General features: G+C 61.6%; 9 protein-coding genes. 2 read left to right on the forward strand and 7 right to left on the reverse strand.

Annotated elements, in window-relative coordinates:
- Positions 1–55 precede the first annotated feature (55 nt).
- Complete coding sequence (locus AC6CWS_RS02445; RefSeq protein WP_017900001.1) at positions 56–1,378, forward strand: MFS transporter; 1,323 nt, start codon at positions 56–58, stop codon at positions 1,376–1,378.
- Between the two features lie 37 nt (positions 1,379–1,415).
- Here AC6CWS_RS02445 and AC6CWS_RS02450 read toward each other — a convergent pair whose 3' ends face one another.
- Entirely contained in the window at positions 1,416–3,467 is a 2,052-nt protein-coding gene (locus AC6CWS_RS02450; protein WP_044525006.1) for an AsmA family protein, read from the reverse strand.
- A 194-nt stretch (positions 3,468–3,661) separates the two neighbouring features.
- Here AC6CWS_RS02450 and kdgK point away from each other — a divergent pair, with 194 nt between their 5' ends.
- The gene (kdgK, locus tag AC6CWS_RS02455; RefSeq protein WP_048335523.1) at positions 3,662–4,591 is read left to right on the forward strand and encodes a 2-dehydro-3-deoxygluconokinase; all 930 of its coding nucleotides are present in this window, start codon (positions 3,662–3,664) and stop codon (positions 4,589–4,591) included.
- Between the two features lie 54 nt (positions 4,592–4,645).
- Here the strand turns inward: kdgK and AC6CWS_RS02460 are convergent, their stop codons facing one another.
- The 6 genes from AC6CWS_RS02460 to bcsB form a co-directional block, all read right to left on the reverse strand.
- Entirely contained in the window at positions 4,646–6,148 is a 1,503-nt protein-coding gene (locus AC6CWS_RS02460; RefSeq protein ID WP_023291289.1) for a M16 family metallopeptidase, read from the reverse strand.
- Between the two features lie 219 nt (positions 6,149–6,367).
- Positions 6,368–7,654, reverse strand: coding sequence for a dicarboxylate/amino acid:cation symporter (locus AC6CWS_RS02465; RefSeq protein WP_023291290.1), 1,287 nt, complete (start codon positions 7,652–7,654; stop codon positions 6,368–6,370).
- Positions 7,655–7,810: 156 nt separating this feature from the next.
- The gene (gene hmsP / locus AC6CWS_RS02470; RefSeq protein WP_065882864.1) at positions 7,811–9,817 is read right to left on the reverse strand and encodes a biofilm formation regulator HmsP; all 2,007 of its coding nucleotides are present in this window, start codon (positions 9,815–9,817) and stop codon (positions 7,811–7,813) included.
- Positions 9,818–10,060: 243 nt separating this feature from the next.
- Positions 10,061–13,540: a cellulose synthase complex outer membrane protein BcsC gene (bcsC, locus tag AC6CWS_RS02475; protein ID WP_065882865.1), complete on the reverse strand. Its 3,480-nt coding sequence runs from the start codon at positions 13,538–13,540 to the stop codon at positions 10,061–10,063.
- The gene (gene bcsZ, locus AC6CWS_RS02480; RefSeq protein ID WP_065882866.1) at positions 13,522–14,631 is read right to left on the reverse strand and encodes a cellulose synthase complex periplasmic endoglucanase BcsZ; all 1,110 of its coding nucleotides are present in this window, start codon (positions 14,629–14,631) and stop codon (positions 13,522–13,524) included. The genes bcsC and bcsZ overlap by 19 nt, the downstream gene beginning before the upstream one ends.
- 3 nt (positions 14,632–14,634) lie before the next feature.
- Positions 14,635–16,986: a cellulose biosynthesis cyclic di-GMP-binding regulatory protein BcsB gene (gene bcsB, locus AC6CWS_RS02485; protein WP_072421084.1), complete on the reverse strand. Its 2,352-nt coding sequence runs from the start codon at positions 16,984–16,986 to the stop codon at positions 14,635–14,637.
- Between the last annotated feature and the right edge of the window lie 6 nt (positions 16,987–16,992).

Here is a 16,992-nt window from a genome sequence, read left to right on the forward strand (position 1 = left end):
GTCCCGGTGGCTGTGGCTATATGGCTTTTCGTTCGCGCAAAAATAAGAAAGATCTATGCAAGCCACAGCCACCACACTCGAAAACACGCAGGAAACCGCCCCGGTCAACTCACGCAATAAAGTCGTTGTCGCCTCGCTCATTGGCACCGCCATTGAGTTTTTCGACTTCTACATCTATGCCACTGCCGCGGTCATCGTCTTCCCGCATATCTTCTTCCCGCAGGGCGATGCCGCCGCGGCCACCCTGCAGTCGCTGGCCACCTTCGCCATCGCCTTCGTCGCCCGGCCAATCGGCTCCGCGCTGTTTGGCCACTTCGGCGATCGCGTCGGCCGGAAGGTCACCCTGGTGGCCTCGCTGTTAACCATGGGGATCTCCACTGTGGTAATCGGCCTGCTGCCCGGCTATGAAAGCATTGGCATTGTCGCGCCGATGCTGCTGGCGCTGGCGCGCTTCGGTCAGGGACTTGGCCTCGGAGGGGAGTGGGGCGGCGCAGCGCTGCTGGCAACGGAAAACGCCCCGGCGCGCAAGCGCGCCCTGTATGGCTCCTTCCCGCAGCTGGGCGCGCCGATCGGCTTCTTCTTCGCCAACGGCACCTTCCTGCTGCTCTCCTGGCTGTTAACCGATCAGCAGTTTATGGAGTGGGGCTGGCGCGTGCCGTTTATCTTCTCCGCGGTGCTGGTGATCATCGGTCTGTATGTTCGCGTTTCGCTGCATGAGACCCCGGTCTTCGCCAAAGTGGCGGCGGCGAAAAAACAGGTCAAAATCCCGCTGGGTACCCTGTTGACCAAACACGTCCGCGTGACGGTGCTGGGCACCTTCATCATGCTGGCAACCTATACCCTGTTCTACATCATGACCGTCTACTCGATGACCTTCAGCACCGGCGCGGCGCCGAATGGCCTGGGCCTGCCGCGTAACGAAGTGCTGTGGATGCTGATGATGGCGGTGATTGGCTTTGGCGTAATGGTGCCGATCGCCGGCCTGCTGGCGGACGCCTTTGGTCGTCGTAAGAGCATGATTATCATCACCACGATGATTATTTTGTTCGCCCTGTTCGCCTTTAAACCGCTGCTGGGTTCCGGTAACCCGCTGCTGGTCTTTGCCTTCCTGCTGCTGGGCTTAAGCCTGATGGGACTGACCTTTGGCCCGATGGGCGCGCTGCTGCCGGAGCTGTTCCCGACGGAAGTGCGCTACACCGGGGCGTCGTTCTCCTATAACGTGTCGTCGATCCTCGGCGCCTCGGTCGCGCCGTACATTGCCGCCTGGCTGCAGGGCAACTATGGCCTCGCGGCGGTCGGCACCTATCTGGCGGCGATGGCGGCGCTGACGCTGATCGCCCTGCTGCTGACCCACGAGACCCGCCACCAGTCGTTGTGATCCTTCGCCCTGACGCCGCTGGCGTCAGGGCTCTCCCCTACTTTTTCATCTGCGACAATATGGTCCGGCACTGGTTGCTATCGCCCTCCGCCGGGGATATCAGCGCCAGCAGCGCGGCAGCCGGCGTCACCAGGGTTGCCAGCGCCGCCGCTACCGCGCCGCGGACAATCAGCGGCCCGGCCTTCACCCCCGCCTGCGGCGATTTAAAGGTGCCGCGAACATACAGCGGGGAACGCAGGGTGATCACCCGGAAGCCCTTGCTTTCCGGATCGATGGTCAGGTCCAGCTGTTCGGAGGCGAAGCTGGCGGTCCCGGTCACATTGATCAGCGCGTTTTCCGTATCGAAGGCAAAAATCTGCGGCCGGGCGACGCCGTTGGTCACGTCGATATTGGCCGCCGCGCAGTTCACCCGAACCTCCTCATCGCCAAAAATCTGGCCGATCAGGTAGTTGCCGACGTTAAGGCCGAGAATTTCCATCAGGTTGCGACTGATCAGGCCGTCGTTCATCAGCAGCTTCAGGTTGCCGTTGCTGTTGCCGAGCAGGGCCGCCACCGAGTTGCCGCTGCCGCGCAGCTGAACGTCGCCATTCATCTCGCCGAGGGTTTTCTGCATCATTTCGACGTTCGGCATCAGCGCCTTCAGCTTCAGGCGCCGCGCCTGCAGATTGGCCTCACCCTGCAGCGGCTTTTTATCGCCCTGCAGGTGCACGCTGCCGGCAATCGACCCGTTGGCCAGGCCAAAGCGCACCGGCTGCAGGCGCAGGTCGCCATCCTCCAGGATCACGTGGGTCGCCAGATCGCTGATCGGCAGCGTACCGCCGTGCTCAATTCTCCGGCCCTTAAAGCGCACATCGGCATCCATCACCTGCCATTTATCGGTTTCAAAGCGGTCCGCCGGCAGCACTTTACCCGCCGGCTGCGGCCGATCGCCCGCCTGGCGCACTGCGCTTTTCTTCGTCCCTTTGCCGGAGTCGACGCCGATTAACGGCCCGAGATCCGCCAGCCGCAGCTGCTTCGACTCCATGTCGCCGCTGAGCTTCGGCCGCGGTTTGCCAGTGGTATAGGTCAGGGAACCATGAATGTCGCTATCGCCGATCCGGCCGTTAAAATTCTGATAGTCAAAGCGCATGCTGTTTTTCTGCTTAAAGTCGGCGCGCAGACGGCCGTCGGTGGAGAACGACGGCGTCTCCGGCAGCAGCACGCCGGTCAGGTCGTAGAGATCGCGCAGCGAATCGCCGGCGAATTTCAGCCGCAGGTCAATGCCGCCGACGTTGAGCGGATCGCTGACCGTGCCGCTGAACGCCACCCGCGTATTGCCGGAGCGGAAGTCGCCCTGCAGCGGGAAAGGCGTGCTTGCGCTGCGCAGAGCCAGCATGCCGCCGATTTTACCGTTGCCGGTGACCGGCTGGTCCTTATAGCGGCCCTTCAGCGACAGGCCAAAGACGTAGTCGCCTGGTTTCGCCGCGCTATGCCGATCCTTCGTGCCAGTGACTTCGCTAAACGGCAGCGGTTTGCCGAGGGGATCGACGAGAATGGTGATATCGCTGCGGGTGATCTTGTCATCAATGGCGATAGTCCCGCGATCGAAGAGAATGTTATCGAGGCGGAAAGACCAGCTGGAGGGGGCGCTGTCCCCCGCGGCACGCTGATCGCCAGCCAGCTGAAAGGTCCAGTTATTGTTGTCTTCCGCCAGGCGGATCAGCCGCACGTCGGGCTGTTCCAGCTTGATCCACGGCAGATACACCGTTTTGCTCAGCAGCGCCAGCGGGGCGAGGGTCGCCTCCACCCGCGGCAGGTGGATCATGGTCACCTGGGGAATGGCCGGCGGGTTGCCCAGCACGATATCTTCCGCGTGCACATGGGGCCACGGGATCCAGCTGCGCCAGCCGCGCTCTTCCGGCTGCCGCTCCCAGACCACGCCGAGATCGCCGCGGATGGCGAACGGGCGGTTCAGCTCGGCAGATACTTTCTGATTAATCGTCGGCTTCAGCCGGTTCCAGTCGAAGGTGGCCAACACGATAAAGAAGAGAACGATCAGCAACAGTATCGTTCCTGTGATGATAACCAACGTTTTACGGGTTCTGCTCATCCCTACTCCGCTCCTTTTGCATCACGTCAGTCCTGAATATAGTCAAAAAGCGGCGTTTCTCCTGGAAATGCGCTTTTCGTCACATTACGCGCGTCAGGTCAAAAAAATAATGGAACGATGTTTTAATATGATTGACCAGCAAAACAGCGCAGCGCACACTAGCGCTTATATCGATTCCATTGCAGGTTCTGGCTATGTCTAAAAAAATTGCCGTCATTGGCGAATGCATGATTGAGCTGTCAGAGAAGAACGGGGCCGTTAACCGCGGCTTTGGCGGCGATACCTTAAACACCTCGGTCTATATCGCGCGGCAGACGGATGCCAGCGCGCTGAGCGTCCACTACGTCACCGCGCTGGGAACCGATGCGTTCAGCCAGCAGATGCTCGACAGCTGGCAGCAGGAAAACGTCAACACCAGCCTGATCCAGCGGATGGCCGACCGCCTGCCGGGGCTGTATTACATTGAAACCGATGACGCCGGCGAGCGCACCTTCTACTACTGGCGCAACGAGGCGGCGGCAAAATTCTGGCTGGAGAGCGATCGCGCGGCGGCGATTTGCGAAGAGCTGGCCACGTTCGACTATCTCTACCTGAGCGGCATCAGCCTCGCCATTCTCAGCCCGGCCAGTCGTGCCAGGCTGTTCACCCTGCTGCGTGAGTGCCGCGGCAACGGCGGCAAGGTGATCTTCGACAACAACTATCGCCCGCGCCTGTGGGCCAGCCAGGCGGAGACGCAGCAGGTCTATCAGGAGATGCTCGCCTGCACCGATATCGCGTTTCTGACCCTCGATGATGAAGACGCGCTGTGGGGGGAAAAACCGGTCGCCGAGGTGATCGCCCGCACCCACGCCGCCGGCGTGGAAGAGGTGGTGGTGAAGCGCGGAGCGGATGCCTGCCTGGTCTCGGTGAGCGGGCAACCGCTGCAGGAAGTGCCGGCCGTCAAGCTGGCCAAAGAGAAAGTGGTGGATACCACCGCCGCCGGCGACTCCTTCAGCGCCGGCTATCTGGCCGTGCGCCTGACCGGCGGCGATGCTGAATCCGCCGCCAGACGCGGACATCTGACCGCCAGCACGGTGATCCAGTATCGCGGGGCGATCATCCCCCGGGAAGCAATGCCGCAATAATCCTCACCTGTAAGCGCTCTCCGGCCGCCGCTGGCGCGCCGGAGAGGCATCAGGTTACTGCCCCGACGGGATGTCGCTGGCCTCGCTGTGGGCGTCAACCGTATCGGCGCTGCCGCTGGTCGCTGCGGTCGCCGGACTCGGCGCCATCAGTTTTTCCCACGTGGCCTGCAGCTCCTTCATGTTGTATTCCGGTTCGCCTTTCGGCTGCTGCAACACCAGCGCCATATCCTGAGACAGTTGCTGACGCAGGTACTGGTTCAGCATGTCCACCGTCAGGGAGTTGAGGAACTCCTGACGCAGCTTCTGGTACTGCTCCGGCGCAATATCCACCACCTGATTTTGCAGGGAGCGCATGCGCTGGCTCATCAGAATGTCGGTATCGGTGCGCGCATAGGTGGCAAACAGCTTCTGCAGCTCGAGGCTTTTCTGAGCGATAAGCGCATCAAACTCCTCCTGCGGCAGGCCGTTGTCGCGCACTTTCGCCAGCTCGCGCGAGACCACGCTCAGGTTGTTATTCAGGCGCTCGCCCGGCGATTCGATGTTGATGGCGCACTGCGCGCGCTGATAGAGCACCCGGCAGTCAAAACCAAGACCAATATCCTTGACGTTATTTTTACTCAGGCTCTGCTGCACGTGCCAGAACAGCGCTTCGCGGGCGAGGTCGTCGCGCCAGTAGCGCTGCAGCGCCGCGGAGTCGCGGATCGGCTGCCAGGGGGCGTCCCACATGATGGACAGTTTGTCCTGGCGCACGGCGCTGGTCATGATGCTGACCGGCACGGTGGGCAGCGGCGATAAGGTCGGCACCGCCGCGGGCGTTTCCCGCTTGCCCTTCAGATCGCCAAAGGTTTTGCTGATTTGCTCAGCGACGCTGCGGCTGTCGACGTTACCCACCACGATCAGCGTCATGGCGTCGGGGGTGTACCATTTTTGATAAAAGTCTTTCAGATGCGCCACGTCGATCGGCTGCTTCAGCGGCGCGGCGGGATCGTGGCCCAGCATGGTGGAGCCCTTGAGGCGATAGCGCCACCAGCCCTCTTTGGTATCCAGCGGCCAGGTCGCCACCATGTCGTTGCCCTGCAGCGCGTGATTGATCGATTCAGGCGTAATGGTCAGTTTACCGCTGGCGTCCGCCAGCCAGCTCAGCGCCTCTTTCAGCAGATCGTTGCGGTTATTCGGCAGGCTGAGATTAAACATCGTGTAATCGTAGGAGACGATGGCCGGCGGCAGAGGACGCTTCGGGTCAATACTCTGCTGCCACAGCGAGCGCGCCTGCATCGTCGGCAGGCTGCCGCTTTGCGTCAACGCCAGACGGGGAATAAAACGGCTGAAACCGCTCTGCTGAGTGCTTTCGCTCAGCGAGCCAATATTCACGGACAGACGGACTTCGATACGGTCGCTGGGACGCTGCGGCGTGGCCAGCACCTGCCACGACAACCCATTCGCTAAGGTCCCTTGTTGCCAGGCCGGATCAGGCTGGAGCGCTTCTGCCTGCACATAACCGGCCGCCGCTACCATCAGCAAACCGCCCGTTAAGAGTTTAATTGTTGTGCCCTGCATGTGAACCCCTGATGAACATTCCTGGTTACAACAGCATCCCACTGACGGGCTGCCGAAAAAAGTGAGAGTGAAATACGTCGGTTAGACCACACGGAGACGAAAATGTCGCATGACAACGTAAAATAATCATTTCGTGTCATTCCCGCCGGGCGGAAATGACCTCTAATTATGCGCAGGAGCCCGTACTCCAGCAAGGGAGTACGGGCCTAAGAGGAGGATTTAAGAGGATAATTCGTGCGTTTTGTTCGCGGGAACACGGTTATTCAGCACATCATCCATCTGTTTGGCATCGAGTTCTTTAACCCATTTCGCTACTACCACCGTGGCGACGCCGTTACCTACCAGGTTAGTCAGCGCACGGGCTTCGGACATAAAGCGGTCAATACCGAGGATCAGCGCCAGGCCAGCCACCGGCAAATGCCCGACGGCCGAGATGGTCGCCGCCAGCACGATGAAGCCGCTGCCGGTCACTCCCGCCGCCCCTTTCGAAGAGAGCAGCAGCACCACCAGCAGGGTGATTTGATGGAAAATATCCATATGGCTGTTGGTCGCCTGGGCGATAAAGACCGCCGCCATCGTCAGATAGATAGAGGTGCCGTCGAGGTTGAACGAATAGCCGGTTGGGATCACCAGACCCACCACCGATTTACGACAGCCGAGCTTCTCCATCTTGTCGAGCATGCGCGGCAGCGCCGATTCGGATGAGGAGGTCCCCAGCACGATCAGCAGCTCTTCGCGGATATAGCGGATAAATTTAAAGATGCTGAAGCCGGTGGCTTTGGCGATTGACCCCAGCACCACCACCACGAACAGGATACAGGTGATATAGAAGCAGATGATCAGCTGGCCCAGCTGCACCAGGGTGCCGACGCCATATTTACCGATGGTGAAGGCCATAGCCCCGAAGGCGCCGATCGGCGCCAGGCGCATGATCATATTGATGATGCCGAAGATGACCTGCGAGAAACTTTCAATGACGTTGAAAATCAGCTGGCCCTTGCTGCCCAGACGATGCAGGGCAAAGCCAAACAGAACGGCGAACAGCAGAACCTGAAGGATGTTGCCGCTGGCGAAGGCGCCAATGACGCTGCCCGGGATCACATCCAGTAAAAAGGCCACTACCCCCTGGTCTTTCGCCTGCTCAGCGTACACCGCCACCGCTTTCGCATCGAGCGTCGACGGGTCAACGTTCATCCCGGCCCCCGGCTGCACCACGTTGACAATAACCAGACCGATAATCAGCGCGATGGTGCTGACCACTTCGAAATAGAGCAACGCCACCGCCCCGGTACGGCCAACGGCTTTCATGCTCTCCATTCCGGCGATCCCCGTCACGACGGTACAGAAGATAACCGGAGCAATCACCATTTTAATCAGCTTAACGAAGGCGTCGCCGAAGGGTTTCATTTGCGCGCCCAGTTCCGGGTAAAAATGGCCCAGCAGAATACCGATCGCTATGGCCGTCAGAACCTGGACATAGAGGCTTTTAAAGATAGAGGTTTTCATAGGGTGTCCTTTGGGAATAACCACAGAGCAAGAAGGGATATTTGACGTCTGTGGCTTAAAAATAACACCCTGGAAACATTTCAGAAATAACTAACGCCGAAAGTGCAACGCGATTGTTAAAATCTTTGAGCTGACTCGCACAAGTCAACAAAATATTTACAAATTTGCATCTTCGCGGACCGGAGATAAATAGCGGGCGCTGAACGCCTCCTGCGGTAAAGCGCAACCGAACAGGTGGCCCTGGAGCACCTCGACGCCGGCGGCTTGCAACCAGCGATACTGGTCTTCCGTTTCCACCCCTTCCGCCACAATGCGCAGCGACAGGCCGCGCGCGAGCTGGATTATCGCCGGCACCATGCTGACATCCTCCGGCAGCATATCGATGAATACCTTATCAATTTTCAGAATATCCACCGGCAGAGCCTTCATCTGCTGCAGCTGGTGCAACCCGGCATAACCCATGCCAAAATCATCCAGCGCAATCCGCACGCCGGCCTCGCGCAGAGGCCGCAACCGCGCCATCACATCCTGCGGATCGTCCATCCGGCAGCTCTCCGTCACCTCAAGGATGAGGGTGCCCGGCACAATGCGGTAGCGGGCGATCAGCTTCAGCATCTCCTCGCCACGGTCGTGCTCCAGCAGCTGGAGCAGGGAAACATTGACCGACAGCGGCAGCATAATGCCCTGGCTTTGCCAGGCGGCCAGCTGGCGGCAGGCCTCTTCCATCACCCAGTAGCCGACCGGGATAATCAGCCCGCAGGACTCAATGCGCTCAATCAGCGTCGGCGGTAGCGACCAGCTGCCATCCGCCTGCCGCTGGCGCAGCAGCACCTCGGCGCCGCAGAGCTCGCCGCTGGCGCAGGCCACCTGCGGCTGCAGCCAGATCGCGAACTGCTGGTTGTCGAGGGCGGTCATAATTTCGTGCTCTTCCATCAGGCGGCGCTGAGCCTTTTCCATCTGCTCGGGATCGAAGAACTCAATCTGATTTTTACCTTTGCGTCTTGCGGTGACCGCGGCCGAGACCGCGCGCCGGTAAAACTGTTCGGCGCTGAGCCCGGGGTGGAACATGGCGATCCCGACGCTGGCGTAGGGCCGCAGCTGCAGACCATGCAGCGGTAAACGTTCATTAATAATAGTGAGCACTTGCTTACTTATCGTCACCGCCTGCCAGGATTCGGCGAGGCCATCGGCGAGAATGGCGAAGTCATAGCCGCTTACCTGGGCCAGCACCATCTGCGGCGGGATCGCGGCGCGCAGCTTCTCCACCAGCGTCAGGAGCAGCATTTCGCGCTGGCTCTCCTTGAGCACGCCGGCGGCGTCCTGCAGGGTTTCACAGGCGACGACGATCAGCGCGGCGCTTTGCGGGCGGGCCACCGTCTGCTCCAGCATCGCCAGCAAAAAGGCTTTATTCGGCAGCTCGGAGACCGGGAAGCGGGTCGACTGGATGGACAGCTCATCATGCTGGCGCACCAGGCTCTGCTGGTTGCGGTTATAGCTGCGCACCAGCATGCCGATCTCGTCGTCATGGTGCAGGCGCGGGAGGGTCAGCTGATGGCCAAGACGCTCCTGCTGGGAGAGATCGTTCAGCTCGCGGGCGATACGCCGCAGGGGGCGAACCATCAGCCGGTTGATGCACCAGGTGAGCGCCACCGTTAGCATCAGCACCAGAAGTAAGTAAGCAGTCACTAACGTAGCAAGGGCGCTCATGACGAATTTATACATGCGATAGGAGTCAGCCTGCAGCACCAGATAGGCCAGCGGCTGCGGGTTGGCCGGCCGCTCCAGCGAATAAATGGGCAGCGAAATCTGCACCGGCAGCTCAAACAGCCGGGTGATGGTCACCGGCACCGACCGCTCAGGGATAAACCGCATCCGCAGCGCCTGGAACTGGTTGGGCAAGACGACATCCGCCCGGCTGACGATGCCAGCAGGCTGGATACGGCTTAAAATGGCTTCCGCTTCCGGAATATCGGCTTTCAGAATAGCCGCAGACAGCGGTTCGCGAACGGATCGCGCGATACTTTCTAACTGCGTGGCCGTGGTAAAGCGACTCTGTTGCACAAAGTGAAACAGCAAAATAGTGCAAAAAACCAATACAAAGGCCATGGACACGCTCGCGACCATCGCCATCTGTTTGATTGTAAGTGAACGGCTGACGCGCAACGGTGTTCTCCACTGATACTGAATGCATACCCGGCATTAATCCTTCAATCCCGGTCGTTTCAGGCTGATTATATACTTAAATCCTTCGCCCACGCCCGCGAGGGATGAAGTGACGGGATAGCTCCGCGCGGTGGCGCAGACGCCGGAGAGACCTCCCCGGCGGCCGACGGTGGGCAACGCCTCACGAGTATACGCGAAGCGCGCCGTGGAGTGGTGCTCTGTGACGTAATTCAGCCTATTCTGCTACCAGTCGGCGTAAGGCACCAGCGGCTGGGGCGGCATATCCAGATCCCCCTGCCAGCCGGCCGCCGAATAGCGCACGTAAAGCAGCGCATGGCTCGGGGTGTAGTCCTTCGCCTGCTGAATATCGACCGCGGCGCCAACGAACCAGTTGCTGGTCACCCGCCGCTCCACCAGCGCTCTGGCGGTGTAACCGAATCCCTGGCTGCTGCCGCCCTCCTCCGTCAGTTCGCTGGCGCGCTGCCGGTAGTCGGACGGGATCAGGTTCAGCAGCGGATAGCGGGCTTGCGTCTGGGTACGCGAATGGGACCATGAGACCGATCCGCCGAGTTCCCAGGACCAGTTCTCCGTGCGCTGACGCCAGGTCACCGGCACAGCGAACGAGAGATACTCCTGCGGGCTGTAATAGCCACCCTGGCCGAGGGTGTAGCCGCTGAGATCTTTGTCGTAGTGCCAGATCATATTGTTGAGGCCGACGGTGACGCGACGATTATTCTCGTTAATCACCTTATAGTAGTAGCCGGTCATCCAGCGCACGCGCCAGTTATCCGCCACGTTTTTACCGGTCAGCGAGTCGGCCCCCAGCGAGGACCAGATACCGTGCGCTTCGCCCCGGTCATAGCTGAGGCTCACACCGCCGCCGTCGGCGCGAACGCCGCCCCAGGTGGTACCGGTATGGCTGTTGCTGTCTTTCTGCCCGCCAAAGGAGAGCAGCGAGCTGGAGATGGGACGCCGGTGCACGTTGACCGTGTACCCCACCGGCCCGACGTCGCTGCTGTAGCTCAGGCCGCCGACCACATCGACGACATTGAAGCCCATCGGCGTGGTGCCGATATCGCCGCTCCAGGTGTCATTCTTCCAGCCGACCGCTACGCTGGCCCCGCTGTCGGTCTGATTTTTACTGCCGCTGGTACAGGCGATCTCCCCGCAGGTGCCCCAGCTGGGCGAGTAGCTCCCGTCACTGTGGGTGGAAAAGCTGCCGGCATCCATATTGACCAGGTCGGTGCGGAAGAACATCCGGCCATCCGCCAGCGGGGCATCCACCTGCAGCATGGTGGTATGCGCCTTGAGGTCGGAATAGCCGCCGGTGCCGCTGGATCCCCAGAAGTCGTGTTCCAGGGTGACGTTCAGATCCTGCTGGCGATAAAGGTCGGCGGCATCGCTGCGGATCCCGCGCTTCAGCCAGTCATCCCGGCTGTCGTTGCGCGTCAGCCGGGTAAAGGTATCGTTATCCTGCGGCGGCGCGGGGGTGATGCCGGAGGCCACCATCGCCTCCCGGTAGTGGGTCAGCGCCTGCTGCGGCTCCCCGTTCCGGGTGGCAAAGCGCGCGGCATCGCGCAGCACCAGCGCGCTCTCCATCGAGGGCGGCTGCGCCTTCGCCTGCGGCACAATCTGGTTAAAAATATGTTGGGCGTCAGCGGTATCGCCAAGGCCGGCTCGCGCCAGGGCGACCCGCCGCTGCATATTCATGGATTCGGCCTCTGCGCCTTTCAGCTGCATGACCTGCGCCCGGGCGGCCTGTTTATCGCCCTCGGCCAGATAGACTTCCGCAAGGCCGAGGCGCGCATCGCCGTTGTCGGCTTCCTGACGCAGCACCCGCTGATAGTCGGCAATCGCCGTCTGGTTGTCCCCGCGCTGCTGGGCCCAGTCGGCCAGCGTCAGGTCATAGCGCACCGAGGCCGGCTGCTGTTTGATGAGGGCGATCGCCTGAGCTTCCTCGCCGCTGTCGCGCAGCTGGTTCGCCTGGCGCAGCACCCGGTCGCTTTGCAGACGCGCCTCCAGTTCACGAATGTTATCCGTCCATGCGCTGCGCGGCAGGGCGGCGATTTGCGCCAGCGCCAGATCGTCCTGGTCGTTCCCCGACAGGTAAAGCCCCGAGGCGTAGACCCGTTCAGCATCCTGCGGCTGGCGGTTGACCATCGTCCGCATCAGCGCATCGGCTTCCTGGCGGTCGCCGGCGCTGACCAGATCCCGCGCCAGACGATAGGTGATCCACACGCTGTCCGGATCGAGCGCCAGGCGCCGACGCTGAACTTCCGCCGCCTGCGCCCAGTTGCCCTGACTCTCCAGAGCCTGCGCCTGTTTCTCCAGCCGGTCGTTGGTCAGGCTGCGTTCGATATCATCGATGCTGCTCCGCTGGGCGGCAGGAAGACCAGCGATCCAGGCGCTGGCTTTCTCGGGCGATTCAGCGCGATAGAGGTTGGCCAGGCCGCGCACCGCCAGATTATTCCCGCGATCCAGGCGCAACGCCTGCTGATAATAGCGCTCCGCCGCCGCCGACGCTTTGCGCGCCGCCGCGACGTCGCCCAGCCCCAGCACGGCATAGCTGTCGGTCCGATCGACCCGCTGCGCCTGGGTATAATAATTCTGCGCCTGTGAAAGCTGACCGGCCTTCAGGGCGTTATCCCCCTGCTTGATCAGCAGCCAGTAGCGGTTGGTTTGCAGCAGGCTGTCCCATTTGCCGCGATTCGGGCTGTCGGGATCCATGGCAATCGCTTTATTGAGCTGGGCCACCGCCCGCGCGCGGTCGCCGCGCTGGGAATAGGCCTGGCCGAGGGCGCCCACCGCATCGCTGTCGCGGCTGTCGGCCTGAACGGCTTTCTGCAGATCCGCCACCGCCTGCGAGGTATTTCCGGATTTGACCGCCGCCAGCCCTTCCGAGCGGGCGCGGAACGTCGGATCCTGCAGCTGCGCCTGCTGCTGGTCAAGCAGGACGCGGGCGTTCGCCGCCACCGAGCCGGTAGGAAACTGCAGCAGGAATTGCTGCAACGCCTGCACGCTGGCTTTGCTCACCGGCATGCTTTTCACTTCGCTGAACCACATATCGGCGGCGATACCGCGTCCTGAGGCTGAGCGGGCCATTTCCGCCAGATAGGCGAACCCTTCCTGCGGTTTGTTATCGGCAAACATCTGCTTCGCCAGCGCCGTCAGCAGGCTGACGTTGCCCGGCGCGCTGGCGTTCAGTTTTTTCAGCTGGCTGACGCCTTCGCTATGACGGGCCGGCAGGCGCGCCACCAGCGTCCAGTATTCAATAGCGGCATCAACATCATCCGGCACGCCGCCGAACAATTTTTCATAGGCGGCGATGGCTTCATCGACCTTCCCGGCCACGCCCAGCAGGCGCGCCTGCTGCAGCGCCTGACGGCCCTCGCCGGTGTTGCTTTTCATCTCATTGCGCGACGCCTTCAGCTCAGGGGAATCCGGCGCCAGCTTCGTCAGTCGCTCCAGCTCTTTTTGCGCCCCGGCGGTATCCCCCTGGCGCAGCAGATAGCGCATCCGCGCGGCAATCAGGTCCGGGTTGTTGGGGTCGATCAGCTCCAGACGGTATAGCGACTGGCGCACCAGGTCTTCACGATTGCTGGCCTCGCCGAGGCGCACCTGCTCCAGCAGATGTTCCTGGGCGGGCGTCGTCGCCGCCTGCGCTAACGGCAGCAGCGCGACGCCGAGGGACAGCGTGAGTAAACTTAGTGAGAGCTTGCGCATTCCTGGTTCCAGTCAGGTTGTAATTCGCCACCCGCAGTGAAACGAAAACGGTGTTGATCCCAACCCTGACCGAACAGCGTCAGGACCGCGCTGTAGTAGGCATCCGCGCCGGGATAGTTATCGGCGACGCGCTGTCGTTGCACCGACCGGGCCTCGTCGCTCTGTAAAAACGGCAGCATCACCGCGGAGAAGCCCACCGGCCCCTGGCCGCTGGTTTTACCGGTGGCGATATTCACTTTCTCCGGCGGTACCCCCTGTTCCGTGGTCTGCGCCGCCATCGGCGCAAAGCGGGCCAGCAGACGCGCTTTTTGCTTATCGCCATCATGAAGCATGCCCACCCACAGGTAGACGCGAATCGCGTCATAGCTGCCGATCAGCGGCTTCTCCGTTTTCAGCTGCCAGCCTTTCCCTTTCTCATAGCGCACCCAGTCCGGGGTAAAGCCTTTCGGCGCGGTCTCCAGCAGCAGACGCAGGTTCGTGTCGCGCAGGGTGGGCCACGGCGCGCCAAAACGCACAAAATAGGTGGCCAGCTGCGGCGGAAGATAGCTGGGGTTAAACCGCCAGCCGCTGTCGTCGGCAAAACCGACTTTTCCCGGCAGCAGCATCGTGCCAAGGCCCGGCACCGCCACCGTCTCTTCGTCGACAATCCGCGCCAGCAGCGCTTTCCCGGTCTCGGTGTACTGCGGCTGCTGCCACAGGCGGCCCGCCTCCAGCAGCGCCCAGGCTATCCACAGATCCGAGTCGGATGCCGAATTGCTGTCCAGCAGCGTCCACTGTTCGTCGTCCTTTTTCCCCCACAGCCAGCCCGGCAGATGCTGCCGCAGGTCGCCCTCCGCCAGGTTGTTCTGCGTCCAGGTCAGCAGCTTGTCGAACCCCGCGCGATCGTTGGCCGCCAGGGCAAAGAACAGGCCATAGCTCTGTCCTTCGGAAGTGGAAATTTTGCGCGCATCGCTGGGGTCGATCACCCGCCCCTCGGGGCTGACGTACGCTTTCTTAAACTGCTCCCAGGCGGGCCACTGGCAAGCGGCGCTCGCCTGGCCCGCCGCCAGTACCAGCGCGGAGAGCACCGCGCCGCAAAGTACTTTCATCATCGTTTATTCATCATCCAGGCTAAGGCGGCGGCGGCTGATAATGCGCAGCATGCGCCACAGCACCCACGCCAGCAGCACGATACTGACCGCGGCGAAGATCGCCAGCAGTATCGGGTGATTAGAGAGCGCGAACCAGATGCGCTCGAACCAGGGCAGATGGCCAACATAGTAAACATCGCCCACCCGCAGGCTGTTGACGCCGGATTCACGGATCACCGCCACCGAGCCAAACATCGCCGCCCGCTTACCGCTGTCGTTGAGGGCGTTGGTCAGCAATTCATTACCGCGCGGGCTGTCGGCCAGCAGGGCCACCACGCTACGCTGATCGTTGTAGGGCGACTGGAAGCCAATCACCGCCGCCATCGGTCCGGAAGAGGTGATGTCGGTGCGGGTGTTGGGCGTGCGGGCCTCGTCATCGGGATAAATGCTCGCCAGGTCATAGTGGCGCATCGGCATTTTCACCCAGCTTTTGGTCGCCTCGACCAGCAGGTTGATTTTGGTATCGTCCTTGAGAGACGAGGGGATCGCGCCGATCAGCAGCAGATCCGCGTCTTTATTCTTGATCTGGTTGCCATCGTCGGTCATTTGCAGATTAATCGCCGCCAGGCCGGTCTGCGAACCGATGCCGCCCAGCGCCTGCAGCAGCGTCGCCACCTGGCCCTGGGTCGGCGCCTTCGGCACCACCACCAGGGTGTCAGCAAGGTCAGCCATTCGGCTGTAAGGGAAGCCCGCATTGGCGAAGACGCGCAGGTCCGGCAGCGCAATAAAGTGATAATACTTCGAGAAGTCGATGGTCGAATCGTCGCCGATCACCACATGGTTCTGCACCGGCTGGAAGGTAATACAGTTGTCGATGGAGCCGCCGGGCATCGGGTTCATGTACTGGAAGTCAAAGCGCAGCTGGTTCACCGCCCCAAGACGCAGCGCGGGGATGGTGACCTCCGATTTGCCGTCCAGCAGCCCCTGCAGCACCGGCAGGCGCAGGATCAGTTTGTTCACGTCCTGGGAGCTGTTAAGGCTGAACGACTGCAGGAACTGGTCGTTGAGGCTGATATCCATCCGCGAACTGTCCTTCACCGGCGGCATGGTGTAGCGATATTTCAGATCCATATCGATGCCGTTGGCCCGCAGCAAATAGAGATCCGGCGGCAGGTTAAGCGCCACGGTGATGGCATCCGGCACCAGCCCGCTGGACTGCAGCTGTTGCTCATAGGTTTTCAGCTCAGCAAAGGTGACCGAGCGGTCGGTGCGCACCCAGTTTGGCGCATCGTATGGCTGCCGCGGCTGCAGGGTTTTGATGCCGTCCACGGTGACGCTGCTGCCGCGGAACAGAATATTGCCCTGGGCAATCCCCTTCGCCGCCAGCAGCAGGTCTTTATCATCGCGGCCGAAAATCACCAGCAGCTTGACGTAAGGATCGTTCGGGTTGTCGATCATTTCGATGGTCGGCGCGTTGACCGGCGGATGATCGCGCAGGAAATCCGGACGCTTGTCGTTGGTGGCGAAGACAATGGCGTTACGATCCGGCAGTTCGTTGAAATAGACCGGGAACTGCTGGCCGCGCCAGCCGGCCTTGCTGCCGAACCATGAGGCGATAATCGCCGCCGCCTGCTGCTGGGCCACCGCCGGCGAACCCGGGAAAATCATCGGCAGCGTCAGCGGGCGGTTGTCGCGCGGATCGTAGAACGGCACCGGGAAGTGCGACAGATCGTTATGCACCTTCAGCGACTGGTAGGTGAGATCCAGATAGCTTTCGCGCCCGACGTCCAGCCATAGCGTGCTGCTGGCCGGGTTTTCGCAGACATCGCGATAGTGGCCGACAAACTCCAGCCGTATGCGGTTGAAGTCGGTGATATACAGCGGGTCAATCGGCAGCTGCGCGCGGATCTTTTTCCCCAGCTGCTCTTTGGTGACGGGCAGGACGCCCATCAGCTCATCGTTGAGATAGACTTTCAGCTGCGACTGCACGGGCAGCAGCGAGGGCGACGGGGTATATTCCAGATTGAGCAGCGCGTTGGCGACCAGCTCATCGCTGCGCATGCCGAATTCGACCGAGGCGTCAGGCCGTGAGCCGCGCAGCACAATGCTGCCCGGAGGCGGCGCGATGGTGGCAAAGGTCAGCTTCACCTCCCGCTGCGGGATATTCTCGGCGACCACCGCCGGTGCGGTCGGTTCGGCGAGGGTCGCCGTCGGCTCGCCAATCGTCACCGGCGCGGGCGCGGGCGGGGTGGCCGCCTGCGGCTGAACGCCAGGAGCCGGGTTCACCACGGCGGCCGGCGCCGCGTAAGAGGCCAGCGGATACCAGCTGCACATGCCCACCGCTACTGCACACATCCAGGAAAGTTTTCTTTTCATCGCATT

Source organism: Klebsiella sp. M041 (genome assembly GCF_059759695.1).

What these genes read in the sequence shown, in the direction of transcription:
- bcsB (WP_072421084.1), bottom strand. Translation starts at nt 16,986, where the DNA reads ATGAAAAGAAAACTTTCCTGGATGTGTGCAGTAGCGGTGGGCATGTGC.
- AC6CWS_RS02445 (WP_017900001.1), top strand. Translation starts at nt 56, where the DNA reads ATGCAAGCCACAGCCACCACACTCGAAAACACGCAGGAAACCGCCCCG.
- AC6CWS_RS02450 (WP_044525006.1), bottom strand. Translation starts at nt 3,467, where the DNA reads ATGAGCAGAACCCGTAAAACGTTGGTTATCATCACAGGAACGATACTG.
- bcsZ (WP_065882866.1), bottom strand. Translation starts at nt 14,631, where the DNA reads ATGATGAAAGTACTTTGCGGCGCGGTGCTCTCCGCGCTGGTACTGGCG.
- kdgK (WP_048335523.1), top strand. Translation starts at nt 3,662, where the DNA reads ATGTCTAAAAAAATTGCCGTCATTGGCGAATGCATGATTGAGCTGTCA.
- bcsC (WP_065882865.1), bottom strand. Translation starts at nt 13,540, where the DNA reads ATGCGCAAGCTCTCACTAAGTTTACTCACGCTGTCCCTCGGCGTCGCG.
- AC6CWS_RS02460 (WP_023291289.1), bottom strand. Translation starts at nt 6,148, where the DNA reads ATGCAGGGCACAACAATTAAACTCTTAACGGGCGGTTTGCTGATGGTA.
- AC6CWS_RS02465 (WP_023291290.1), bottom strand. Translation starts at nt 7,654, where the DNA reads ATGAAAACCTCTATCTTTAAAAGCCTCTATGTCCAGGTTCTGACGGCC.